Source organism: Roseibium sp. MMSF_3247 (assembly GCF_030733765.1).
Taxonomy (GTDB): Bacteria; Pseudomonadota; Alphaproteobacteria; order Rhizobiales; family Stappiaceae; genus Roseibium.
Genome location: NZ_JASHII010000002.1, coordinates 786,167 through 811,145, shown reverse-complemented (window position 1 = coordinate 811,145; position 24,979 = coordinate 786,167). Strand labels below are relative to the sequence as shown.

General features: G+C 56.9%; 21 protein-coding genes. 8 read left to right on the top strand and 13 right to left on the bottom strand.

All coding sequences use genetic code 11. The annotated features are described in order from the left end of the window. The first annotated feature begins 332 nt into the window (after positions 1 to 332). Both RBB44_RS09105 and RBB44_RS09100 read left to right on the top strand, forming a co-directional pair. A complete protein-coding gene (locus tag RBB44_RS09105) occupies positions 333 to 1,742 on the top strand; it encodes a nucleotide sugar dehydrogenase (RefSeq protein WP_306147068.1) in 1,410 nt (469 codons plus the stop codon). A 294-nt stretch (positions 1,743 to 2,036) separates the two neighbouring features. Next, positions 2,037 to 3,362 carry an EAL domain-containing protein gene (locus RBB44_RS09100; protein WP_306147067.1) on the top strand — a complete coding sequence of 442 codons (1,326 nt, stop codon included), beginning with the start codon at positions 2,037 to 2,039 and terminating at the stop codon, positions 3,360 to 3,362. Between the two features lie 138 nt (positions 3,363 to 3,500). Here the strand turns inward: RBB44_RS09100 and RBB44_RS09095 are convergent, their stop codons facing one another. The 8 genes from RBB44_RS09095 to RBB44_RS09060 form a co-directional block, all read right to left on the bottom strand. Continuing rightward, positions 3,501 to 4,217 (bottom strand): transporter substrate-binding domain-containing protein, encoded by a 717-nt coding sequence (locus tag RBB44_RS09095; RefSeq protein ID WP_306147066.1) that lies wholly within the window; start codon positions 4,215 to 4,217, stop codon positions 3,501 to 3,503. Between the two features lie 51 nt (positions 4,218 to 4,268). Then, positions 4,269 to 4,517, bottom strand: a complete 249-nt coding sequence (locus tag RBB44_RS09090) for a hypothetical protein (protein ID WP_306147065.1) — start codon at positions 4,515 to 4,517, stop codon at positions 4,269 to 4,271. Then, positions 4,514 to 5,275 carry a hypothetical protein gene (locus RBB44_RS09085; RefSeq protein ID WP_306147064.1) on the bottom strand — a complete coding sequence of 254 codons (762 nt, stop codon included), beginning with the start codon at positions 5,273 to 5,275 and terminating at the stop codon, positions 4,514 to 4,516. The genes RBB44_RS09090 and RBB44_RS09085 overlap by 4 nt, the downstream gene beginning before the upstream one ends. Beyond that, on the bottom strand, positions 5,272 to 6,339 hold the full coding sequence (locus RBB44_RS09080; protein ID WP_306147063.1) for a Rieske 2Fe-2S domain-containing protein: 1,068 nt from the start codon (positions 6,337 to 6,339) through the stop codon (positions 5,272 to 5,274). Before RBB44_RS09080 ends, RBB44_RS09085 begins: the two co-directional genes overlap by 4 nt. After that, a complete protein-coding gene (locus RBB44_RS09075; RefSeq protein ID WP_209177756.1) occupies positions 6,336 to 6,509 on the bottom strand; it encodes a hypothetical protein in 174 nt (57 codons plus the stop codon). The genes RBB44_RS09080 and RBB44_RS09075 overlap by 4 nt, the downstream gene beginning before the upstream one ends. Further along, entirely contained in the window at positions 6,506 to 6,727 is a 222-nt protein-coding gene (locus RBB44_RS09070) for a hypothetical protein (RefSeq protein ID WP_306147062.1), read from the bottom strand. The genes RBB44_RS09075 and RBB44_RS09070 overlap by 4 nt, the downstream gene beginning before the upstream one ends. 204 nt (positions 6,728 to 6,931) lie before the next feature. After that, positions 6,932 to 8,908, bottom strand: coding sequence for a thiamine pyrophosphate-dependent enzyme (locus RBB44_RS09065; RefSeq protein ID WP_306147061.1), 1,977 nt, complete (start codon positions 8,906 to 8,908; stop codon positions 6,932 to 6,934). A gap of 31 nt (positions 8,909 to 8,939) precedes the next feature. Continuing rightward, positions 8,940 to 10,550, bottom strand: coding sequence for a glutamate synthase-related protein (locus RBB44_RS09060; RefSeq protein ID WP_306147060.1), 1,611 nt, complete (start codon positions 10,548 to 10,550; stop codon positions 8,940 to 8,942). A gap of 391 nt (positions 10,551 to 10,941) precedes the next feature. On the opposite strand from RBB44_RS09060, the gene bchE reads away from it, so the two are divergent. Both bchE and bchJ read left to right on the top strand, forming a co-directional pair. Next, the gene (gene bchE, locus RBB44_RS09055) at positions 10,942 to 12,597 is read left to right on the top strand and encodes a magnesium-protoporphyrin IX monomethyl ester anaerobic oxidative cyclase (protein WP_306147058.1); all 1,656 of its coding nucleotides are present in this window, start codon (positions 10,942 to 10,944) and stop codon (positions 12,595 to 12,597) included. Position 12,598: 1 nt separating this feature from the next. After that, positions 12,599 to 13,192: a bacteriochlorophyll 4-vinyl reductase gene (gene bchJ, locus RBB44_RS09050; RefSeq protein WP_306147056.1), complete on the top strand. Its 594-nt coding sequence runs from the start codon at positions 12,599 to 12,601 to the stop codon at positions 13,190 to 13,192. A gap of 31 nt (positions 13,193 to 13,223) precedes the next feature. Here the strand turns inward: bchJ and RBB44_RS09045 are convergent, their stop codons facing one another. After that, positions 13,224 to 13,976: a DUF1194 domain-containing protein gene (locus RBB44_RS09045; RefSeq protein ID WP_306147054.1), complete on the bottom strand. Its 753-nt coding sequence runs from the start codon at positions 13,974 to 13,976 to the stop codon at positions 13,224 to 13,226. A 310-nt stretch (positions 13,977 to 14,286) separates the two neighbouring features. Here RBB44_RS09045 and lexA point away from each other — a divergent pair, with 310 nt between their 5' ends. Next, positions 14,287 to 15,000, top strand: coding sequence for a transcriptional repressor LexA (gene lexA, locus RBB44_RS09040; protein ID WP_306147053.1), 714 nt, complete (start codon positions 14,287 to 14,289; stop codon positions 14,998 to 15,000). A gap of 69 nt (positions 15,001 to 15,069) precedes the next feature. Here lexA and RBB44_RS09035 read toward each other — a convergent pair whose 3' ends face one another. After that, a complete protein-coding gene (locus RBB44_RS09035; protein WP_306147052.1) occupies positions 15,070 to 17,250 on the bottom strand; it encodes a ComEC/Rec2 family competence protein in 2,181 nt (726 codons plus the stop codon). 446 nt (positions 17,251 to 17,696) lie between these two features. On the opposite strand from RBB44_RS09035, the gene gltX reads away from it, so the two are divergent. The 3 genes from gltX to RBB44_RS09020 all read left to right on the top strand — a co-directional run bounded on the left by gltX (position 17,697) and on the right by RBB44_RS09020 (position 21,163). Beyond that, positions 17,697 to 19,121, top strand: a complete 1,425-nt coding sequence (gltX, locus tag RBB44_RS09030) for a glutamate--tRNA ligase (protein WP_306147051.1) — start codon at positions 17,697 to 17,699, stop codon at positions 19,119 to 19,121. Positions 19,122 to 19,354: 233 nt separating this feature from the next. Next, positions 19,355 to 20,647: a citrate synthase gene (gltA, locus tag RBB44_RS09025; RefSeq protein ID WP_306147050.1), complete on the top strand. Its 1,293-nt coding sequence runs from the start codon at positions 19,355 to 19,357 to the stop codon at positions 20,645 to 20,647. Between the two features lie 198 nt (positions 20,648 to 20,845). After that, the gene (locus tag RBB44_RS09020; protein WP_306147048.1) at positions 20,846 to 21,163 is read left to right on the top strand and encodes a hypothetical protein; all 318 of its coding nucleotides are present in this window, start codon (positions 20,846 to 20,848) and stop codon (positions 21,161 to 21,163) included. A 47-nt stretch (positions 21,164 to 21,210) separates the two neighbouring features. On the opposite strand, the gene RBB44_RS09015 is transcribed toward RBB44_RS09020, so the two are convergent. From RBB44_RS09015 to adhP, 3 genes are read right to left on the bottom strand one after another with little or no spacing between them, the layout of a single operon-like run. Then, positions 21,211 to 22,194, bottom strand: coding sequence for a universal stress protein (locus tag RBB44_RS09015; RefSeq protein ID WP_306147047.1), 984 nt, complete (start codon positions 22,192 to 22,194; stop codon positions 21,211 to 21,213). Beyond that, positions 22,191 to 23,915 (bottom strand): cation:proton antiporter, encoded by a 1,725-nt coding sequence (locus RBB44_RS09010; RefSeq protein ID WP_306147046.1) that lies wholly within the window; start codon positions 23,913 to 23,915, stop codon positions 22,191 to 22,193. Before RBB44_RS09010 ends, RBB44_RS09015 begins: the two co-directional genes overlap by 4 nt. Before the next feature lie 28 nt (positions 23,916 to 23,943). Further along, on the bottom strand, positions 23,944 to 24,963 hold the full coding sequence (gene adhP, locus RBB44_RS09005) for an alcohol dehydrogenase AdhP (protein ID WP_306147045.1): 1,020 nt from the start codon (positions 24,961 to 24,963) through the stop codon (positions 23,944 to 23,946). Between the last annotated feature and the right edge of the window lie 16 nt (positions 24,964 to 24,979).

The window sequence follows — 24,979 nt, the reverse complement described above, 5'->3', positions numbered from 1 at the left end:
TCTTTTTGAATTCGCGAAATCCGAACTGTTGTTTGTTACGAAATTTGGTGGGTCCAAAAATCCTGCTATCAGGCTTTATTATATAGGCAGTGTTTCATCGGCTCTTGGTTTGAGAAATTCGGGGGATTGACCACACACTTGCGTATTTCCGAAAACCCGAATTTTGTTTGTCCGAATTTGAATTTTTGTTTTCAAAATCGAAAGATCAACAGACCCGGAGTTTATGTGAGGTTTTTTTAAATTACTGTTTTTACTTATCTTTTCCATGCCAATTCGATTTGGCACGGCGCTTGTAACTGTCGTCCCAGGACCATCACACTGGGAGCAGTGAAATGAAAATGCATGTAGGAAAATTCGAAGCCGTTCAAACTCTCGACGCTTTTGACTGGCGCCTCATTGAAACCAAAGACACCATCAGCGTCATCGGCCTGGGATATGTTGGAGCCGTTTCCCTCGCCTGCCTGAGCTCGCTTGGCCACAAGGTCATCGGCGCCGACATTGATGCCAAGAAAGTCGATTCCATCTCCTGGGGCCAGAGCCCGATCGTTGAAGACCAGCTCGGCGAGTTGCTGACCGCCGGTGTCAATGACGAGCTGCTGACCGCGACCACCGATGTTGCGCAAGCGGTTATGGACTCAGACGTAACGTTCGTCTCCGTTGGCACTCCGACCAGCGAAGACGGCGGCTGCGACACGCGCGCCATTAAAGCGGTTGCCCGGTCTATCGGCACTGCAATCGCGGCCAAGGACGAATTCCACGTCGTCGTTTTGCGCTGCTCCGTTCCTCCGGGAACGACACTCGAGATCATGACCCCGATCATCGAGGAAGTGTCCGGCAAGCGGGCCGGACAGGACTTCGGCGTATGTTTCAATCCGGAGTTCTTGCGGGAAGGTACGGCTGTTGCCGATTTCCATGCACCGCCAAAAACAGTCATCGGTGTTACGGATGAGCGCACCGCGAACATCTTGAAAAAGATCTATGCACCCGTTGACGACAACCCGATTGTCACCTCTGTCGATGTCGCCGAGCTGGTAAAATATGTCGACAATGTCTGGCATGCCACGAAGGTAAGCTTTGCCAATGAAGTTGGCCGCCTTTGCAAGCCGATGGGGATCGACAGTCACAAGGTCATGGACATCTTCGTCCAGGACACGAAGCTGAACTTGTCGCCTTACTACCTGAAACCTGGTTTTGCCTTTGGCGGCTCTTGCCTGCCGAAGGAAGTCCGCGCCGTTTCGCATCTTGCAGAACAGCTGAACGTCAACGTTCCGCTCATCGACTCGCTGATCCCGACCAACGACCAGCAAGTCGAAGAGGCAATCGAGATGGTTCGCAAGACCGGTGCCAAGAAAGCCGCCATCCTGGGCGTCGCGTTCAAGCCGGGCACGGACGACTTGCGCGAAAGCCCGGTTCTGGAAGTGATTGCGGCCCTGCGCGCTGAAGGCGTGGAGGTCACCGCTTACGACCCGGCCATCGTGCCTGGTCCGCATATCGCACAACAGTTTGAATATATGCAGCACGCTTCGCCGCATCTCAAAGCTGTTGTCGATGCCTTGCCCGACTTCCTGAAACAGACCCCGGAAGAGGCCATCGCGGACGCTGATGCAATCATCGTTTCGCAAAACGGTCCGGCCATTCGGAGTGTGATGAGATCCAAAAAGGAAGACGCGGCAGTGGTGGATTTGGTCCGCCTGCACGCTGAACCGCCGGCATGCTCCCGCTATGCGGGGATCGGCTGGTAGGACCATCCACTCCCGTCCGCCTCCTCCCGTGGCCCCATCACAAAACCGGAGGGGGCGGACACCTTTCAAATTGACCAAGCCCCCGCTTCGGTTTCCGGAGCGGGGGCTTTTTCGTCCACCGAGGCACTTGGATATCAAAGCCCAGTCTTTAAGCTAATTCGCGGCACTATCGGCGCGAGGCCCGCCGGCGAAAAAAGGCCAATTTGAACGCTGGTCTTGTAAGGTCGTCATTGCGCTTTAAGGTAGTGTTTAGAGGACTGTATCAAAGACAAGTCATTTGAAACGGGGCAGAAATTGGGAGATCAATCCGACGACGGTGACACGCCTGCCGCCTTGAAACAACGTATCGCGGCACTGGAGCATCGGCTGGGCACAGACGATCTGACTGGCCTTGCGACGAAACAATGGTTCTTCGACTATTTCGCTGAAAACGCGCGTGACGCCGACGCGCTCATGTTTATCGATCTAGACGACTTTAAGTCAGTGAACGACAACTATGGGCACGCCACAGGCGATCTGCTTTTGGTTCAAATAGCGTCCGCATTGAAAACAGCCGTTGGCGACAAGGGGAAGGTCGCAAGGGTATCCGGCGACGAATTTGTCGGCTTGTTTCACGGCATAGATGACCAGGGCCTCGAAGCCATAAGCACGGACGTCTTGACCGCGATCAGTAGGTGCCAAGTCCCCGTCGGAGAGCTCCTCGTTTCACGCCATGCATCAATCGGTCTTGCGAAAGTCAAACACGGCATGAAGCCGCGCAATGCCTTAATCGAGGCTGACAAGGCGCTGATGGAGGCAAAGCGAACGGGCAAGCAGAAAGCGGTTTTGCTCAAAGAGCGCGGTCTCCAATTGGCAACAGGCATGCCAAGCGTTGAGGAGGTGCATCTCGGGCTAAACAGGCGCGAAATCGGCTATTTCGTTCAGCCGATTTTCGACATAAGGCAAGCTGAGTTGTGGGGCTATGAAGCCCTCTTGCGATGGCGGCGGCCGAATGGCGAAATCGTTGGCCCGGCACAGTTTCTTGAAACGATGACAGAGGCTTACAACTATGGAGCCACACCGCCGCTGGAGGCAGCCCATGCAACTGCTGCCTGGGCGGCGTTGAAACAGCAAAAAAACATTGCCTTCAACATCTCCAGCGCCTTCCTGTCGAAAGTTGCCGATCAGAAACTTGATTGGGTTCAGACGATTGTTGGCGACGTTCCAACAGATCGTATCGTCTTTGAAATTGTGGAAACGGTTGTCGAACAAGACACCAGCGATGTCAGCCGGGTTGTCAGCCAGTTGCGCGACAAAGGAATCAAGGTCGCCCTGGATGACTTTGGCATCGGGCAGTCAACACTAAGCCGGCTGCAGACCGTACCGGTCGACTACGTCAAAATAGACAAGCACTTTCTGGCATCCGCAATTCAATCGCCGCGAGACAAAGATATCCTGTTTCGGATGATTGACCTCATCCGCGCCAGCGCGGCAAAACCGGTTGTAGAAGGCATTGAAACCGAGGAACAACTTGCCTTGGTTTTGGAAACGTCAGCCGATTACGGACAAGGGTTCTATCTCGGCCGCCCCAATCCGACCGATCATTGGGATGCCTCACCCCCGGAAATGCCCCGCCGCTGAAAAATTCGACCGGTTTGCAAAACTATGACTGGCCAAGCCTATCTATTCCCTGCAGCTTTTGGTCACACGTTTTTTGCACGGTAGAAACGTTTTTCTGAGGTCAGCGATCTTCATCTTGAGATTTGGTTTGACAGTGAACTAACTGCCCGGATCAGCCTCATGAAAGCTCTCTGTTATTTCCTTGATTTTCCCGGTATCCAGCATGTCCCGCAAAATACGCGTGACGTTTGGTACCAAATGGCTGTTTTTTGAATGTAGGTAATGGAAAAAATCGACCTGTCCCAAGGAACCGCCAACAGCTTCGATGCATCCACGATCCTCGCGTTTGGAATAGATGTCCAAGGCTATCTGAGGACCTACCACGGCGTCCAATCGATCCAGTTTGAGCATGCCGAAAAGCTCTTGAAATGTGTCTCCCAACCACACATCGTCATACACCTCAGTGTATTTCGATAGTAGCCGAGCGCCGTTTATCCGCCCCCAACGTTTTTGCTTGACGGAATTGGCATCTAACAAGTCGGGATTGCAGGAAAATATCCTGATGTCGATCTGCAGGATCGGCACGTCGATCCGTGTCAGAAACGGAAACTCCTGATCAAACAGTTTTGGCCCGGCAATGATGCCGTCTACCTCGTTGGAAGATGCAGTAAGAATATTTCGGGACCGAGCCATGGGCAGTTTGGTAATTGAAATGCCCAGCTGATCATACGCGCTTTCAACGATGCGCACGGCCAGCGCAACCGGTGCAGCATTCTGGGCCATGGAAAACGTCAATGTGTCCTGCGCTTGCGATGACGGCACAAGCCAGTGCGATAACCCCAGAACAAAGACCAACGTTTTTAGCCCTGCCGGCATCCACCTCTCCAAGTAACGCAGTATCCTAAACAGCAAAAAACATCATTCCAGTTACGACTTTCGCCTCCCGATCCGGGCCGCAATGAAACCGATAATCCGATCCGCAAACGTCAGCACAACGAAAACAGCCAGAAGCCCGACGAAGAAACGCATGTCGGTGAGTAGAGTTCCCCTGGCATAGGTGCGCGCACCGATGTTGGCGTAGATCCAGGCGTAATAAGCGGCAGCTGTCACAGCGCCGGTCAAAACCAGAGCAATCGCAATCGTTTGCACAGGAGGGCGTTTGGGTTGCCGGCTCATTTCAGGACCCTCGCCGTTGATAGATCAGCTTTGAAAACCAGAAGATCGTCCAGACGTTCGACATCGCCTTCCACCTCGATGTAAAGCGCAAGCAGATCCCGGATCTCGTCGCCCAAGAGAGTACCGTCCTTGTCTGCCATCAGGAAAAAATTGCGCCCCTCGACCGGACCGGAAGAGACAAAGACCGGCGGGATGCCTCCGGTGATGCAGAGATCAGCACAGGCCTTGTGGGCAAGCCCTTGTCCCGGCCGCATGGCACCGGCATAGCATTTGCCATCGCAGATCTCTCCGGCGAGTTTCCAGCGCCCAAGCGGCACAGCGTCGCTTGGCGCAAAGTTGCTCCCGCCGCCCTCCGTTGCCTCCACCTTACCAACCTGGATCATGGTGAGATCACCCCGATTGACAGGAACACCGCGCAAGGTGACCGGCGTCCCTGCATTCGCTTCCGCTTGACCGAATACGCCGCGTTTTCCCTGACCGGACAGCATATAGGTCCGCGGCCCGCTCTCCTCGTCGCCGGGCACCCGGAACACCGGATAGGGCCTCAACTCCAGCAGCCCGGCTTGTTCAAAACGGTTGCCCCATTGAAACCCGCCGCTGCCCGGGTCGTTCTGCGTTGAGGAAAGCGCAATAGCGGCCAGGCCCATGCCCCCTGCAAAACACAGAGAGAAAACCAGTGCGAACACGGCGAGCGGTTTTGGAACAGCATTGAGATAGCCAACGAAAAACGGCGCGTCCTTGGTTTGTTTCCAGCTCATGCGCCCTCTCCCAGTTTGACCGGTTCAACATGCGTTCCGGGCGGCAAGGCTTTCGGATCCAGAAGCACTGTCGATCCAATCAATTTCAGCCGGTAGGTCGAAATCTTCTCAGTAAACGGTTCCGGAGCCCGGCCGTCAGCGAGGTTGTACTGATATCCATGCCACGGGCAGGTAATGCAGCCCCACAGGACCTTTCCCTCTCCCAGTGGCCCGTTCTGGTGGGCGCAGGCATTTGTGATCGCGGACAGTTTGCCGTCATACTTGAAGATCGCGACACGCTCGTCGTCATCCAGCGTCACAACCTTGGCGCAATCCTCATCGATCTCGTCTACGTCGCCGGCAATGACCCAGCCCGCCTGCTCTAGCGAAGCCTTTGCCGTGGCTTCGCCGCGCTCGCGCGCTGCTTCCATCCGCCCGGTCGCAAAGTGGAGCCCGCAGACCAGCACAACACTCGCAGTGACCAGACTTGTCAGTATCGGATCCCCGGGGCCTTGCAGCGCGCCAAGCGCCACGTGCAGCACGACAAAGGCGTATGCGATATAAATTGACATGTGCAGTGCTTTCCAGAGCGGGGCTCCAAGAAAACTCAGCCAGAAATCATGGCTGGTGGCGGCAAGCACGAACAAGATCAGCAGCGCGCCAATGCCCAGCGCCTCAAAAGGAAAGCCAAGGACCTGGCCGTAACTGGTATTGGACGACAGCAACGCGACGTATTTGTCCGTTGGCGAGAAATTGAAATACCAACCGAGCACATAATTGGCATGGACAGCGGCAATCCCGGCCGTCATGACCCCGAAGTGCCGCCGATTGTATAAAAGCGGCAGGAAGCGCCGGTCGAGCCGGGCGAGCGGTCCGATACACAGGATAACGGTGAGCATCAAGAACGCGCAGCTGCCGAAGGCGCGCATGCGCAACGTTGCCCCGTCAATCGGTTTGGTCACATCCTCAAAGGCCGGGGCATAGCGGATAAAGACATAGAGATAGAGCGCGACCGCGATCAGCAGCACGCCGTCATAGACCAGCTTGTTCCGGTTCCAAAGGACGGGAGTGTACTGAACGCTCATTGGTTCCCCTCCCCGGTTGCCGCCGCATTTGCAGGCGCTTCAATCAGGATTGCCGGCCGGTCCGCAGGCGGGGTTTGCCGCAAGGCAAGGATGGTGAAAAAAGCCAGAGGCAGTGCGATCCCAAGCACCGTCCAGATCCGGGCGTGCGCGGTCCGGTGGGCCCGTTTCATGGTTTGCCCCCCTTTGTCCTTTCCAGAACAGCCCACCGATAGAGAACCAGCGGCCAGATGAGACAAATGCCGGGGATCAACAGCGGACGAAAGGCATAGGAGCCGTTGGCCGACGGCTCTATCCGGTCAATACCAATCACCAGGAACAAAGCCGCAACAATCCCGCCTGCATAAAGGTAGTAACGGCCCAGTTCTATCAGAAATGAAGCTGTCTCCAATTTTCTCCCCCTACACAAGTATCTAACGCTTGTTGGCGCCAGCTAATCAGCGCTTTCCCGGCCTTGAGCCGGGACCCCAAGCCGCCCCAAGCACTGAACCCTAGACCCCGGATCAAGTCCGGGGCGGCACAGCATGTGCCGGCAAGTCCATTACCCCACAGCATTCTATCCTTCCCAATAGCGCCGCACCTAATTCATCTCGCCTTACACAAGATCCGCGTCGGTCACGATTTCCACCAAGGACGGCCCGTCATGCGCAATCGCTTCGGCGATGGCGGCATGGAGCTCTGCGGCTTCCGTGACCCGGTGCCCATGTCCACCGCAGAGCCTTGCGAAGGCCGCGAAGGACGGGTTGGTGAGGCTCGTCTCCCAGACCGGCCATTCACCTGACCGTTGTTCTTTCGAGATCTTACCGAGTTCGGAGTTGTTGAGAAGGATGTGCGAGATGTTCATGCCGTATTTGACGGCCGTGGTGAACTCCATCGCGTATTGTCCGAAGCCACCGTCCCCGGAGATCGAGATGACCTTGCGGCCGTGATACTCTTCGAAATCCTGTGTGGCACACCAGGCGCCGAGCGCCGCCGGTAGACTGAACCCGATTGACCCGAGATACCCGGACATCAGGATGCGTTGGCCGCGTGGCTCGAAATAGCGGCCGAAGGAATAGGTGTTGTTGCCCACATCCACCGGTATGATCGCATCTTCCGGACACAGCTCCGTCAGCGCCTTGAAGACCGCTGCGGCGTGTATTCCATGTCCCTGGTCTTCGCTTAAGCGGGTTTCCTTCTCCTCCCGCCACATATGCCAACGCTCGAACAGCTCGGTAAGCTGGTGCGCGGCATGGGCGGACTTTTCGACCATTGGATGGACCGCATCACAGAAAGCCCCGATTTCACCCCAGACCGGCAGCGTCACCGGATGGAATTTGCCAAGCTGCATGCGTTCGTAATCGACTTGAATGATCGGCTTGTAGGGTGCGATACCCGTGTGATTGGCAAAGGACGAGCCCAGCGCCAGGATCAAGTCGGCCTCGTTCATGAGCCAACTGGCGATCGGGGTTCCGGAACGACCCAGCACTCCGGCGGCGTTCGGATGATTGTCCGGTATAAGCCCCTTGCCCTTGAAGGTGGTCATGATCGGCGCACCCAGATGTTCGGCCAGTGCGATGACCTTGTCCCGTGCGTTTATCGCGCCGTAGCCCATGATGATGACCGGCCGTTTGGCGTCCCCGATCATCTGCGCAGCCCGTTGAAGATCCTCGCGCGCCGGAACAACGGTAGAGCCTCCAACCCTTCCTTGTGGGCCGGATGCTGACTGATCGCTCGGCAGGGTTTGAACATCATCGGGGAAGATAAGGTGAGACACGTCTTGCTCGACAATTGCGGTCTTCAACGCAAGCGTCATCAGTTCTGCATGATTGGACGACGTCAGTACCGGTTGGGAGAACCGGGCCACGGCCTCAAAGGCTGATTTCAGGTCTATGTCCTGAAAGGCACCCGGCCCAAAGACCTGCGTCTGGACCTGTCCTGTTAATGCGAGCACAGGCGCACGATCCACCTTGGCGTCCCATAAGCCCGTCACAAGGTTCGTCGCGCCTGGTCCGGCGATTGTCAGACAGCCGGCGGGTTTACCCGTCAATTTGCCGTAGGCGGAGGCGGCAAACGCTGCAGCGCCTTCGTGCCTGATCCCAACATAGCCGAGCTTGCCCTTGTTCACCTGAAGCCGGATGGCCTCGGCAAGCCCAAGGTTTGAGTGACCGACCATCCCGAAAATACGTTTCACACCCCAATTGACCATGGTCTCTGCCATGACATCGGTCACGGTGCGTTCATGCTCAGGCTCTGGTTCCAGCCCAACGAAAATCTCGCCGTTTTCGACCTTGAGGGGATAAAGCTCCTGTCCGCTGTCTTCGTGGCCTCCCGGCGGCTTTCCGGTCAGCGGGTCAAAGTCCCATCCGTGCCAGGGACAGCGGATCCAGCACTTGCCATCCACTCCCTTCTCTATTGAGCCTTCTCCAAGGGGGCCACGCTGATGCGGACAGTGATTGTCCATCGCGGCCCACTGACCATCGAAGTGCGACAGGCAAATGGATGTGGTGCGCGCCGTAACCGTTTTGACGCGTCCTTCCGGTAAATCATTCACATGACCGACCTTGATCCAGTCGAGATTTTGAGCGTCCATGACTTCCTCCCTCAAAACTTATCGGCCCGGATCAGGCCACACCACCATAGGCAACACCGGACAGGTCTGCCATTTCCCGCTTCCAGGTTGTGAGATCGTGCTGGTTGAATTGGTTGATATGCGAATAGCCACAGGCGCGCGCCATTACCTGCATCAGCCCAACCGACGCTTCGAAGAAGTTGGCGAGCTGGCGGGCGGATTTCTCGATCACCAGACGGTTCACGAGATGCGGTTTTTGGGTCGCGATCCCGACGGGGCAATTGTTGGTGTAACAGGCGCGCATGGCGATGCAGCCGATCGCCTGCATCGCCGCGTTGGATACGGCAATCGCATCGGCGCCCAGGGCCATCGCCTTGACGAAGTCCGCCGGCTTCCGAAGGCCTCCGGTAATCACCAGCGAAACATCGCCCCGCCCAGACGTGTCGAGATGCCGGCGGGCTCGGGCGAGCGCGGGGATTGTCGGTACGGAAATGTTGTCCCGGAAAATGATCGGCGCAGCTCCAGTGCCCCCGCCGCGGCCGTCCAGGATGATATAATCAACCCCAACCTCCAGCGCCGAGTCGATGTCTTTTTCTATGTGCTGAGCAGACAGCTTGTAGCCAATCGGAATGCCGCCTGTGCGGCTGCGCACCTCATCGGCAAAGTCCCGGACCTGCTCACACTGCGTCCAGTCGGGAAAGCGCGGCGGGGAAATCGCCGATTCGCCCTCGTTCAGGCCTCGCACTTCGGCAATTTTGCCTTGCACTTTGGATCCCGGCAAATGGCCGCCGGTTCCGGTCTTGGCGCCCTGACCACCCTTGAAATGAAACGCCTGAACCTTGTTCAGCTTCTCCCAGTCGAACCCGAAGCGTCCTGAGGCCAGCTCATAGAAATAACGCGAGCAGGCTTCCTGCTCTTCCGGCAACATCCCGCCTTCTCCGGAACAGATACCGGTTCCGGCAAGTTCAGCCCCCCGCGCAAGCGCGATCTTCGCCGGTTCTGACAAGGCACCGAAACTCATATCCGAGACAAAAAGCGGGATCTTCAGGTGAAGCGGCTTTTGCGCATTCGGCCCGATGACAACATCGGTCCCCACCGGATCATCATCAAGCAACGGAAAACGCTGGAGCTGCGCAGTCAGGATCTGGATGTCGTCCCAATCTGGCAAGTCAACACGCGGCACCCCCATGGCATCCACCACGCCGTGGTGACCGGTCTTGGAAAGACCGTGTTTGGCATACCCCTGAATGAGTTTGGTATAAGGCTCTTCCTCAGTGCCGTGGGACGTGTCCGCATAAAGACCGAGGTAGTCATCGCGCTGGAAGGGTTGCGGGTTGTCTTTGGCCCAGGCCGCGATCTCCTCCGCATCCACCCGCACTTCGTCGTCTTCGACCCAGCTGCTGAATTTCTTCAGGACTTCCGAGTTGTTGTACTCAGAAACGCCTGTATCAATGCGGTAGTCCCAATAGTGAACGCCGCAAATAAGGTTATCTCCATCCACATAGCCGTCGGACATCAGCGCCCCACGGTGAAGACATCGCCCGTACATCACCGACACCGTTTCATCAAAGCGAACAACCACCAGATCGACATCTTCCACGAGAGCATATTGCGGATCTCGATCTGGCAACTCGCTCCACTTGGCGACGGCGTGTGCTTTCATTTTGTCTTCCCCAGCTAGTGGCACAGCGTTTGTTTTACTGGGCCTTGGCATTTTCTGATTGCTTCAAAACAGTCGGCAATTGATTGCGGACTGTCGTTCTTAAATCTCCTGTCTCCATGATCAGCATGTGCTGAAGGCGCGCCTTGAAAAATGGGCGTGCAATAGATGGTTTGCTTGCAGGATTAGGTCTGGAAAGCCCTGCAGTCTCAAATCATAAGCAGATGACAGTGCTGTGTGGCAATCGTGAAATACCGCAAGGGAAGATAATTGAGCTGCGAACGACGCCGCCGCTCAACTTGCCAAAAATACGCAATTCGCCCGATTGATCTGCGTCATTTTTCTGAGACGATGCATGTGTCAACTTTAATTGACACATATGAGAGGTGATCCCATGCGCATCCTGTTCGTTCATCCAAACTACCACTCTGGTGGCGCGGAAATCGCCGGGAGCTGGCCTCCGGCCTGGGTCGCCTACCTCTCGGGAAGTCTCAAAAAGGCAGGCTTTGACGACATACATTTCGTCGATGCCATGACCAATGACCTGTCTGACGACGAAATTGCTTCAGAGATCCGCCGGATCTCACCGGATGTCATTGGTGTTACTTCCATCACGCCGTCGATTTACGCAGCCGAACGGATATTGGAAATTGCGCGAGACGAGCATCCGCATGCGGTTCGGGTTCTCGGCGGTGTCCACGCCACCTTTATGTACAAGCAGGTCTTGAGCGAGGCGCCCTGGGTGGACGTCATTGTGCGCGGCGAAGGCGAAGAAATCGTCATTGAGCTGATGCGGGCAATCGACGAGGAGCGGTGGCCGGAAGACCGCAGAACGATCAAGGGCATTGCTTTCAAGGAAGACAACCAGATCGTTGCGACCCATGCGGCTGCCACCGTGAAGGATCTCGACGCGATCGAGCCGGACTGGAACATTCTGGAATGGAACAAATACACCTATGTTCCGCTCGGTACCCGCGTCGCCATCCCGAACTTTGCCCGGGGATGCCCGTTCACTTGCTCCTTTTGTTCGCAGTGGAAATTCTGGCGCGATTACCGGGTGCGCGATCCCAAAAAGGTTGTCGATGAAATCGAAAAGCTGGTCACCGAGCACAATGTCGGCTTTTTCATCCTTGCTGACGAAGAGCCCACCATCAACCGCAAGAAGTTCGTTGAATTCTGCAACGAGCTGATCGCACGCGGGCTGCCGGACAAAATCAAGTGGGGCATCAACACCCGTGTGACCGACATCATGCGCGACAAGGACCTCTTGCCGCTCTACCGCGAGGCCGGCCTGGTTCACGTGAGCCTTGGAACGGAAGCGGCGGCGCAGCTCAAACTCGACCAGTTCAACAAAGAAACCAAGGTCAACGATAACAAGGAAGCCATCCGGCTTCTGCGGGAGGCCGACATCTTCGTGGAAGCTCAGTTCATTGTCGGGCTCGACAATGAAACCGAGGAAACCCTGGAAGAAACATATCGGATGGCGTGGGATTGGCAGCCCGACCTTGCCAACTGGGCCATGTATACGCCTTGGCCGTTCACACCGCTCTTCCAGGAAATCCGGGATCAGGTCGAGGTGTTTGATTTTTCGAAATACAACTTCGTCACACCGATCATGAAGCCAGAGGCCATGACACGCGGCGAACTTTTGAACGGTGTCATGAAGAACTATCGGCGCTTCTACATGCAGAAGGCTCTGTTCCATTACCCGTGGCGCGGCACCGGCTTTCGCCGGCGCTATCTGCTGGGCTGCCTGAAAGCCTTCCTGAAGGCCGGTTTTGCACGCACCTTCTATGACCTTGGCAAGGCCGGTTACTGGGGCCCGCAATCCAAGGACAAGGTGCATTTCGACTTCGATGAGAACCGCACCTTGGCAGAAGCCCAAGTGGCGGACTGGGAATCGGCGGCCGATCGTGCCGCGCGGGCAGCCGAGCGCCGCGAAGCCCTGCGACTGCAGGGCAAGGAAAGGGCGGCAGAGCGAAAAAAAGCTTCAGCAGCGGCAGCGCTTGCTTGCGGTGGCAGCACGGAACAATTGGCGGAGAACGCCTGACATGGACCGGCAGAGCCTTCAGGCCGATGGCATGATCGGCCCGAATGCCTTGACCCAATTCCGCTCCCCTTTGGAAGAACAGGGTGGTCAGGACCTTTTCGAAACGCTCTTGCACGACGCCCGCATTGCGAGCCTTCCGGATATGAGCGGCCTGATCCCGGAGGGCCCCGTCGCGCGGTTTCACAAGACGGTGCGGGCCACCCTACCCGATCTTTCAGCGGAGATATCCAGGGCCGCCGGTGTTGGCACGGCCGATTATGTCATAAAACACCGGATCCCTGGTCTGGCGCAAACGCTTTTGAAAGTCCTTCCCGCAAGCCTCTCAAAACATCTCTTGGCAAACGCCATTTCAAAAAACGCCTGGACCTTTGCAGGCTCCGGCCAGTTCGAAGTCGCAAGACGCGCGCCCCTGATCTTTATCCTGAAAGACAATCCGCTAATCGCAGGGGAACACGCTGATCATCCAATTTGCCATTGGCATGTGGCTGTTTTCGAGAGGTTGTTCCAGGAACTGATCGGCCCGCATGTCCGTGTCACAGAGACGGAATGCGGAGCTTGCGGGGCGGATGCCTGCCGGTTTGAGTTCAATATCTAAGATTATGTAGTCCCGGACTGGATCTACCCGATCAGTTCGCAACTCCCGTGCCTTCAATCGCTGCAAACCTCACACGGGCATCCGGCGCAGACCGCTTGTCCGCGATTTCCAGAATGAGTTTCTTGCGCACAGCCGCTGCGAAGGTGTCGGCGCTGTCGGCCGTCACGACAAAGGATCCCGGACCACCGATGATCTCGGAAAAAAACCGGTCCTCCAGATTGTAAGACACCGGACGGCCGGAACAGTGACGGCACAGGACCGCAAGACCATTGATGACGATGCCGGAATTCACCACAGCGTCTCTTGCCTCGGTGATGCTTGGCCCATTCCAATTGTTGGCGCTGTCCGCCGACAAATCGATCACCCGCCGCAACCCCTTGTATTCGTTGGTGTCGATCAGCTCCTTGCCCTTTAGAAGAGCAGCGCCAATCGCGTTGCGGCCAAAGGCCTGACGGGGCGGTGCCATCAAACGCTCTGCAAAGAGCTGCGCCGACTGCGGTCCGTCGATCACCATCCAGTCGACCACGACGTCCTGGGAAAACATGTCCGCCCATTCGACATAGGTCACGGCGATTTTGCCATACGCGTTGTCCGCAATTGCGTTCAGGACCTGTGGATCGGTGATCGCTTCGGCATAGCCCCGGCGCTGGAACCTGATTTCCGCGTCATCAATTGAACCAGTGGCATCTGCCAGAAGCACGAGTTCCAGATCAAGTTCCTCGGATGAGGCCGCAGAAACAAGCAAGCCCTGCAACAAAACAGCAACGATCACAATCATTCGCATAGTCTGCTTCCTCCGCAACAACTCAGAAGATAGCTAGAGCCTGTTAGCGGATCAGAAAGGCCGGCTTACAACATTTGTGCAGGTCCCGATCTTGTGCCGTCCGGCGTATATTGGTCGTTCTCCCGCATCACGTATAAAACAATCTTTTTCTCAGCGCCTTAAAGCATCTGCAGGTTTCGATCTCAGAACCATCGGCAGAACAGTAAGAGAACGTTTACCCTTGCAGAACACAATGAGAACAGGTAAGATGTTCTCGATTTGTACTGAGCGATTCTCAGGCAAAACCAAACTCAGGGCGAGGAACCGCAGTATGCTGACGCGCAAGCAGTACGAACTGCTCATGTTCATTCACGAAAGACTAAAGGAAACGGGCGTTCCGCCGTCTTTCGACGAAATGAAAGATGCTCTGGATCTCCGCTCCAAATCCGGCATTCACCGACTGATCACCGCCCTGGAAGAGCGCGGTTTCATACGCCGGCTTCCCAACAGAGCCCGCGCCATGGAAGTGGTCCGCTTGCCGGATTCGATCGCGCCGGGCCTGGGTGCGCCGCGACCAAGAGGCAGTTTCTCACCAGAGGTGATTGAAGGATCACTCGGCAAACCGGCGCCAGCCTCTGCGCCCGCGCCAGAACCTGTCGCAGCATCGACGGAAATCCCGGTCATGGGTCGGATTGCGGCCGGTGTTCCGATCGAGGCAATCCAGACCCACAGCCACTCGATCAGCGTTCCGCCAGAGCTTTTAGGCAAAGGCGAGCATTACGCTCTGGAAGTGCGCGGGGATTCAATGATTGAAGCCGGGATTTTGGACGGCGACACCGTCCTGATCCGCCGAACGGAAAGCGCCGATAGTGGCGACATCGTTGTGGCCCTTGTGGACGATGAGGAAGCGACACTCAAACGCCTGCGCAAAAAAGGCGCATCGATCGCGCTTGAGGCTGCCAACCCCGCCTACGAGACACGTATTTTCGGACCGGGCCGTGTCCGTGTGCAAGGGAAACTCGTTTCCCTGTTCCGCCGGTACTGAAGCTTCGAGACCGGCAGGCATTTTCGAGAGTTTCCCGCCACTGCGGGTTTGTAGGTACTACCATCAGTTCTAGTCAGCAGATGCGCGCAAGCTTGCGCGTGTAACTTTGCCTTGCTTGTGCCACGGCCGCGGAGGCGTTGGCTTGGCGTATTTGACTGAATTTATTTGCGTTTGGCAAACAACAGCGCTGGGAGTTTTTGCCGCTGCGCGAGTGGTTTGCGGCGGCATTATTGGGGCTGGGGCAACATTCTTTCTTTGAACCGCAGCCTCTACTCTCTGCCCGTTTTCGATCATCTGGTCCTTTGTTGGAGTGCGTGTTCGACAGACCTGGCCCAACCAAATAGAAATGGCACCGCGCGCCACTCTGATGTCCTGGTCGAAAACGACTGCGGAGCATGCTTCTGGCGCGATCATATCGGTCACGATCATATCTGCCTTTTGACAGTCATAAAAAAGGGCATTCCGGGTCTTCGGTAGGGCGATGGTGACCGGAATCTGCTCCTCACCAACTTCTGCCCTTGCTGCAAACGTCTGGACCACACAGCCCGCAGGGTCGCAAGCGCGCTGATCGGATTTCATCTTGCGCGATTTAATCGCCTCTTCTGACACTCCTTCCGCTTCAAACCAAGTCTCTACAGCAAAAGAACTTCTGGCGCTGGATAACGCTAACTTGCCCTCGATATCCCGGGCAGCCAATTGAGCCCCTTTTGCCGGAATGTAAATATCTGGCGGACGCGATATTATCGCGAGAGCGATTCCGGCAGGTGCGAGACCCAAACCGATCATCCGGAAACGGCCCGGGGCGAGCAGCAAGCCAAAGAAACCGGCCAATAAAACAGCGGCAGACAGGCCGGTCAGACTTCCCATTCGGCCAAAGTCAGGCGCAATCTGTTCTGTGAACTCCGCTATCTGGATCAGCGCCGCCAGACCGGCGCTCATGATCTTGAGCGGGATTGCCGCCAAACCGAACGGCATCAGGACCAGTGCCACCACGCCCATTGGCATCACGATGATAGAAAAAACCGGCATGCCCAGCATGTTGCCGACCAGTCCGAAGGGCGCGATCCGGGAAAAGTGGTACCCACCGACAATGCCGGTAGCGATCCCGGCGACGAGAGCCGTCACGAACAAACCGGTGGCCCATTTTAGTGCGCCGGACAAGAACCAAGAGAGCCCGCTTGTTGATGAGACAAGAAACCTGCTTCTCTTTTGATGCGACCGCCAAAGATCATAAACGGCGACCAGTGCGATCACGGCCGCAAACGACATCTGAAAACCTGGATAAAACAGGCGCTCCGGCGCGAGTAGAAGCAAGAACAGTCCGGCGATTGCGACCGATCGCAGCGTCAAACCCCGGCGTCCGGTCATGATCCCCAAAAAAACCAACGCAATCATAATGAAGGATCTTTGCGTGGCGACTGAAGCCCCGGACAGGAGAAGATAAAAAACTGCCGCGACAAGGGCGAGAACGGCTGAAACCTTGTGGATCGGCCAGCGCAGCGCAAGGCCCGGGATAAGTGCTAGGGCGCCAAGACATACAGCATAAGCACCGCCTGCAAAGAGCGCCATATGCAGGCCTGAAATTGCCAGAATGTGTGCCAGGCCCGCGGCCCGAAGGCTCTCTTCGGTCTTTTCATCAATACCGCTGCGATCGCCCACCAAGAGTGCAACCGCAAGGGCTGTTTCCGGGCCTTCCGGCAAAAGTGCTGAAATCCGCTCTGCCAAGCGCTGGCGGAGTTCATTCACCTTGCGAACGAGCAGAAGGACTTGAGACGCCGCAGGCCCTTGCACGATCTCTGGCGCGCCGTAACTGAAGCCGCTTGCACCTATGCCGTCAAAATAGGCGCGGAAGGAAAAGTCATATCCGCCGGGCACCACAGGACCCATAGGCGGAAACAACCGGGCCCGGACTTTGATCGAGTTGCCGGGTGCAATGCGCGCATCGGCCGGAATGCGCAGCCGGACCCGGTTTGCAAACCGCCCAACAGTATTTTCTCTGGCATCAACTTCTCTGACGCGGAGCACAAGCCGCTTGCCAGACCGGGTTTCCTGCACCTTCAAGACGTCACCGCGCAACAGAACAGTCATCGGCTCCGCCAGCCGGGGTGCGCCCACTGCAGCTGTTCGGAGTGTTGCAATGCTGAGCCCTGCAAAAAGGGCGAGCAAAAGGATCAAAATTCGCGGCAGACCGGTTCGGATAGCGTGGGAGCCAGCGAAACCACCTGATAAAACGAATAACACGCCAAGCACGAGCCAACTCGGCTCTTCAGGCAACAAGCTGTAGAAAAAAATACCGGCGCTGAAGGAAAATCCGGTCCACAAAAGACCCTGCTTTTGCCAAAACTGCTCCCAATCGTCCGCCGTTCCTGCCCAACCGGCGTACTGATCAGTTGGCGGGTCTTTCCGTTCTCTCCGGGTTCTCAGAAACGCGATCCAGGGCGACGCCTCGGTGGGCCGATGCCTGCTATCCGTGTTTGACGATATAACTGAAGCGTCACTGACAGGAGCGCCGGGGCCAGCCCGGTTGTCATCATCGGCGTCTGGTTTCGCCTCCCGTGCCACCCGCGCTCCTTCTGCCGGGTTTAACGATCGCAGCAAAGCCTATTTTGCCTCAGGCTTGCCTATGCTAAGACCGCGCCACTATCCGTCAGGCGCAGATCCGCGCCTCATTCTGACAGAGACTTTCAAAAAGTACCATGGAACAAGATATCGTCACGCGTTTCGCCCCATCCCCGACCGGATTTCTCCATATTGGCGGCGCCCGCACCGCCCTCTTCAACTGGCTCTTCGCCAAGCATCACGGCGGCAAAATGCTGCTGCGCATTGAAGACACAGACCGGGCCCGCTCCACACAGGAAGCGGTCGATGCGCTGATGGATGGCCTTTCGTGGCTTGGCCTAGACTGGGACGGGGATCCTATCTCCCAGTTCTCCCGGGTCGACCGGCACAAGGAAGTTGTTGACCAGATGCTGGAAAACGGCACGGCCTACCGCTGTTATTCGACCCCGGAAGAGGTCGATGCCATGCGCGAAAAGGCCCGCGCAGAAGGACGCCCGCCGCGCTATGACGGCACTTGGCGCGACAAGGATGCGTCCGAAGCGCCCGAAGGTATTGATCCGGTCATCCGGCTGAAAGCTCCGCAAAACGGCGAAACGGTCGTGGACGACATGGTTCAAGGCCGTGTGGTGATCCCGAACAAGGATCTTGATGACTTTGTTCTCCTGCGATCTGACGGCACGCCGACTTACATGCTGGCCGTGGTTGTCGATGATCACGACATGGGCATCACGCATATCATCCGCGGTGTCGACCATCTGACCAACGCCGCCCGTCAGACGCTGATTTTCAATGCCAACGGCTGGGACGTGCCGAAAATGGCGCATATCCCGCTGATCCACGGGCCGGACGGTGCCAAACTTTCCAAACGCCACGGCGCGACCGGCGCAGAGGCCTATCGGGCCCTTGGCTATCTGCCGCAAGCCATGCGCAACTACCTCGCGCGCCTCGGCTGGAGCCATGGTGATGAAGAGATCATGTCGCTTGAGGACATGATCAAATGGTTCGGCATGGATGCCGTTGGTCAGTCAGCAGCGCGCTTCGATTTCAAGAAGCTGGAAAATCTCAATGGCCATTACATGCGCGCAACAGACGACGCTGAGCTGCTGGAGCATTGGAAGGTTTATCTTGCCCATGCGGATAATGGGGCAGCGGTTTTGGAATGGATGTCGGACGCGGCCAATGCCCAAACGGCTTTGACCGCCCTTCCCGGCCTGAAGGAACGCGCAAAGACACTTGTCGAGTTGACCGACAGCGCCTCCTACCTGTGGCGCCAGCGCCCGCTCGAAAATGACGAGAAAGCGATCAAGATCCTCACAGACGACGCCCGGGCGATTCTGGGCGATCTGAACGGCGTGCTTTCTGGCGTTGCTGACTGGCAAGCGGAACCGCTGGAGGCGGCTGTCAAAGCCTATGCGGAAGACAAGGATCTGAAACTCGGCAAAGTCGCCCAGCCACTGCGTGCAGCGCTCACCGGCCGGGGCACCTCCCCTGGCATTTATGACGTGCTGGTTGCACTCGGCCGCGACGAATCCCTCGCCCGGATTGCCGATCAGGCTGCCTGACGTAAGGGAGCGCAAAGGACCGGCGCGTTTTGCTGCAGCGCGCCGGAACATTGGCAAACATCAACATGTCGGCCTTTGACCAAAGCGTTATACGCTGCTGCTTGCGGCAGTGCGGCAAATGGGCTAGGCAAGACGCGACCATTCCTCCAGCACAGTCTGGCCGCCTCATTTGGGTCTTGCATCCAAGGCCCGTGGCTCGGCAGTGCAAGGGTAACAAATAGGGGGTTTTCTGAATGGCCGACAACAACGCCAAGCTCAACGTCAGTGGCAACGACCACGATTTCGACGTCCTTGACGGATCCATCGGACCGTCGGTTGTGAACATCTCGTCCCTTTACAAGGACACGGGCATGTTCACCTACGACCCGGGCTTTACCTCAACCGCATCGTGCGAATCCAAAATCACCTACATCGATGGTGACGAAGGCACGCTGCTGTATCGCGGGTATCCGATCGAACAGCTCGCCGACCATGGTGACTTCCTGGAATCCTGCTATCTGCTGCTTTACGGCGAACTGCCGACCAAGGCGCAGAAAGACGATTTCGTCACCCGTGTGACCTATCACACGATGATCCACGAACAGATGAACCGGTTCTATTCCGGTTTCCGCCGCGACGCCCACCCGATGGCGATCCTCTGCGGCACCGTTGGCGCCCTGTCAGCGTTCTACCATGACAGCACCGACATCTCCGATCCGCATCAGCGGATGGTCGCGTCCCTGCGCATGATCGCAAAACTGCCGACCATGGCTGCAATGGCCTATAAGTACCACGTTGGTCAGCCGTTCGTTTATCCGCGCAACGACCTCGGTTACGCGGCGAACTTCCTGCACATGTGCTTTGCCGTTCCGTGTGAAGAATACAAGGTGAACCCGGTTCTGGCGCGCGCAATGGACCGCATCTTCATACTGCACGCGGACCACGAGCAGAACGCCTCCACATCGACCGTGCGTCTTGCCGGTTCTTCCGGTGCGAACCCGTTCGCATGTATTGCAGCTGGTATTGCCTGTCTCTGGGGCCCGGCACACGGCGGTGCCAACGAAGCCGCGCTCAACATGCTGTCCGAAATCGGCTCCGTCGACCGCATTCCGGAGTTTGTTGCCCGCGCGAAGGACAAGAACGATCCGTTCCGTCTCATGGGCTTCGGTCACCGGGTCTACAAGAACTACGATCCGCGCGCCAAGATCATGCAGAAAACCTGCCACGAGGTGCTCGGCGAACTCGGCATCAAGGACGACCCGCTCCTCGACATTGCGATGGAGTTGGAAAAAATCGCCCTCAACGATCCGTATTTCGTCGAGAAGAAGCTCTATCCGAACATCGACTTCTACTCCGGCATCACGCTGCGTGCGCTCGGTTTCCCGACAACCATGTTCACAGTGCTGTTCGCGCTTGCGCGGACCGTCGGCTGGATCGCCCAGTGGAAGGAAATGGTGGAAGATCCGTCTCAGCGTATCGGCCGCCCGCGCCAGCTCTACACAGGTGCTACCAAGCGCGACTACGTGCCGATCGATCAGCGCCGCTGATTGGTTGACGAAATGACCAGACCAAAGCCCCGGATCGCAGATCCGGGGCTTTTTTGTTTCTGGGGGGAAATGCCGCCTACCAAAAAATATCTGGTTCTCGCATCACCGGTCTCATCTACCTAAAAGCACTTACGCAGTCGCCACAGCTTGTACGTGCAAGACCCACATGTTGTAATTTTCTGGGATGGAGGAGCATCAATGCATGACCAACGTCACAAGTCGAAAAGACTGCAATCGCCGCACGAAGACGTGCTGGTCAATGATCTAATCCCGCGCGTCGCCCAGGAGCTGCACAAACGCTTTGCGGCCAGGCTTTCCGAAAAACCGGAGCCCTTGAGTAACTCCAAATCGCGATTTGAAGATGTACCGCGCCTCCGAAGTGATCGGGCACGCCGCCGCCTTCCGGTCCATACCCAGTTCACAAGCCCTTGCGACACCTGCGAACGGTATCAGCGTGCTCCGCTGCCGTTCAACTTGCATCACGGGACCGCCGCGCCGCCGACAGGCATTCGCTAGGCCTTCTACCGGCCAGCTTGAGACCCGGCGGCAACACTCTTTCGATGTCAGGGCGCCAGCAATGGGCTGACAAACCCTTCAGGTTTGACGGCAAGGACCGGACATTGAAGGCTATTGACGATGTTCTCAGCCGTGTTGCCAATGAAAACGCCGCTGAGCCCGGTCCGCGCGACTGTTCCCATAACCACGAGATCCGCGTTTTGAATGTTGCTCTGAATTTCTATCACGCGTTCTACTGCGCCGCGGGCAAGAATTGGCTGTAATACCACGTTCGAACTCGCCAATCGCTCACGCATTGTTTCAAGCAACCGGTGCATTGCTTCTTCGCGGATTTTCAACGTCTCCCGCACATAGTCATTGGCTGCCTTGCGCGCATCCCCGGTGTCGGAAAAAGCCCAGACCATGCCCTCGCCTACCGCGTCCCAGGCATGAAGTATGATGATTTCTGACCCGGGCGCATATGCAACACGCGCCGCAGCTTCGACAACGCGCTGGTTCAGTATGTCCAGAGTGTCCGGTTCCGCCGCATCCCAGTTGTCCAAATCCACCGCCGCAATGACCCGGCGCGGCGACGGCTCAGCGGTTGCGGACTGCAGCCAGACCGGACAGGGACATTTTCGCAAAAGATGCTGGTCGTTGCTTGCATGCAGGAAACCACTGACGCCGGTCAACGGCTCGGCTGCTTTCACCACAAAATCGCAGCCCGTTTCAGAAACATGCCTGATGATGTTCAGATAAGCTTTTCCGACAACTACTTGAGGTTCGATCGCTTGATCCGGCAGAACCCTTTTGAGGTTCACAATCGCAGCCCTTTGCGCACGGGTCACCATCTCTTCAATGATCGCGTCTTTGTCGCGTCCGGCCAGCCGGGCGATAATTGCGATGTCCTGCGGTGGCTCCACGCAAGCGATCACCTCTAACCCGGCCTCATACGCTTTTGCCAACTCGGCTGCACTCTTGAGTGCTATTTGCGTATCGGTGTCATCGATTACGGCGAGTACTTTTTTTGGACGTCCGAGCTCCCCAATCATGCCGGCAGCTCCTTTTGACCTTCAGGATCTTGCAGACCGGGCAAAGAGGGAGCCGCACGCCCGGCTATCATGTTTGCGGCGGCATAAGCTGCGTCACGGTACGGCATCATGACGATATCAGCGTTTATCCTTGAGAGAGCCTCAGCGGTGACCTCGCGGTGTGCGGCAACCGCAACACGTCCCTCAAACCCAAGATCACGGGCAGCTTTCAGCAAAGCAAAGCGCGGGTCATCATGTGTCACACCGGTGTCGTGTTCCGGAACAGCCATCACGAGCCATTCCGCATTGCCAAGTGGAAGATGAGCAAGAAACTCCGGATCCGTGGCGTCTCCAAACAACACGTCATAGCCAAGCGCCCGGGCATTCCTGACAGCACCTGGACTGAAATCCACCCCCAGGATCCGTTTGCCATCCTCTTTCAAAGCGTTGGCAATCCCGAGGCCATACCGTCCGAGGCCAAACAGGATCACGTCATAAGACTTTGCAGACATGCTGCTGCCCTCGGGTTCGGCAGCCGTGTTGCGCCGTTCGAAAACCCCAAGGAACGGTTCCAGCGCGGCATAGAGCTGATGCGAGAACGTGATCATGTAGGTCGATGCTGCGATTGTGACCAACCCGACAAGTGTCACCAGACCAAGCGCGCGCTCATCCACGTGGCCTATCGTCAAACCCATTGCCATGAAGATCAGAGAAAACTCGCTGATTTGGGCAACGGTCAAGCCGGCAAGAAACCCGGTTCGCTTGCGGTATCCCATGGCCCCCATGATCGCTAAAACAATCAAAGGGTTGCCAATCAGAACGAACAAGGAGAGCACGATGGCAGGTCCCACACTCGCGCCTAGGACCGACAGGTCCAGCGATGCACCGAGCGCGATGAAAAAGAACAGCAACAAGAAGTCACGAAGGCTAGCAAGACGCGCTGAAATTGCCTCGCGAAAGGGGGTCGATGCCAGTGACACACCGGCCAGCAAACCGCCCAGCTCCTTGCCAAATCCAAGGTAATGGCCAACGGCTGCGAGCAATGCTGCCCAGCCTATGGCAAACGACACCAGCAACTCCGGCGCAGTGGACAATTTTTCGACCAGCGGATTGGCTACAAAGCGGATGAAGAACGCAACGAACGCCAGCGTCGCCAATCCATAGCCGAAGACCCGCAAAACATCGGCAAAGGCGCTGTCGCTGCCGCTCGCACTGCCGACACCAATCGCGGAAAGCGTGATCATGGCAACAACGACAACGACATCCTGAACGATCAGGAAACCAAGGGCGATCCGGCCGTGCAGCGCATCGATCTCACGCTTGTCCGACAAAAGCTTCACAATGATGATTGTTGACGAAAAGGTCAGCGCGATGGCGACATAGATCGCGGTGGTTGGTGTCATGCCAAGCGCAAGCGCGATCAGGAAGCCGAAGACGGTCGTAAACAGCACCTGCCCCAGTCCGGTCACCAGTGCGACCGGGCCGAGGGTTCGGACAAGATTGTAGTCAAGTTTCAGTCCGACGAGAAACAAGAGGACCGCAATTCCAAGCTCCGCCAGCAGATCGATCTGGGCGTCTGACTGCGCTATTCCCAGGACCGAAGGACCGGCAAGGATGCCAACGGCGATAAAGCTAACGATCAGGGGCTGCCGCAGCAACAGACCAACAAAACCGACACTTGCTGCAAGAACGAGCAGAGCTGCGATCTCGTAAAAGATATAGCCCTCAATCGCCGCTGCCATGATTGAAATCCTCTCTGTTAGCCACCGGTTACAACGTCATCACAATGCGGCCGTCAATTTTGCCCTGCTCCATCCGGCCAAAGATGTCGTTGATGTTGTTGATCGACTCTGTGGCGTAGTGCGACGCAACTTTTCCCTCTGCGGCAAATGCCAAGCTCTCAGCGAGATCCGCCCGTGTTCCAACGATCGAGCCCCGGATGGTTTTCCGGTTGAGAACAACGTCAAAGATGTTCAGCGGGAAATCACCGGGCGGCAGACCGACAAGACTCATGGTCCCGCCGGGAGCCAGCATGCCGACCGCTTGAGAAAAAGCTGAATTCGAGACGGCGGTTACCAAAACGCCGTCTGCGCCGCCCAATCGGGTCAGCTCAGCCACTGGGTCTTGCGTCTTGGCATTGATCGTGACTTCGGCGCCCAAATCGGACGCGAGCTTCAGCTTGTCATCAGCCACGTCCACGGCGATGACATGCAGACCCATTGCCTTGGCGTACTGCACCGCGAGGTGCCCCAATCCACCGACACCGGATATCACGACACTTTTTCCCGGGCGGAGCTCACATTCCTTCAGGCCTTTATAGACAGTGACGCCCGCACACAGGATAGGCGCGGCCGGCGCGAAGTCTACCCCGTCCGGAATATGCCCGACATAGACCGGATCAGCCTCGACATACTCGGCAAACCCGCCATTGACGGTGTATCCGGTGTATTGCGGATCGGTCCGGCAAAGGGTTTCCCATCCGGTTATGCATGAGCTGCAGTGGCCGCAAGCATGATGAAGCCAGGGCACCCCAACACGGTCACCCTCCTTCACAGACGTCACACCGCGTCCGACCTCGGCAACGTAGCCGACACCTTCATGGCCCGGGATGAAAGGCGGTTCAGGCTTGACAGGCCAATCGCCTTTGGCGGCATGGAGATCGGTATGGCACACACCGCTGGCTTCGATCTTGACCACGATGTGGCCTTCTCGAGCGCCTGGTTTTTCGACCTCTCTGATTTCCAGTGGCTTGCCAAATCCCGTGACCACTGCAGCTTTCATTTTGGGCATTGCTTGTCCTCGTGAT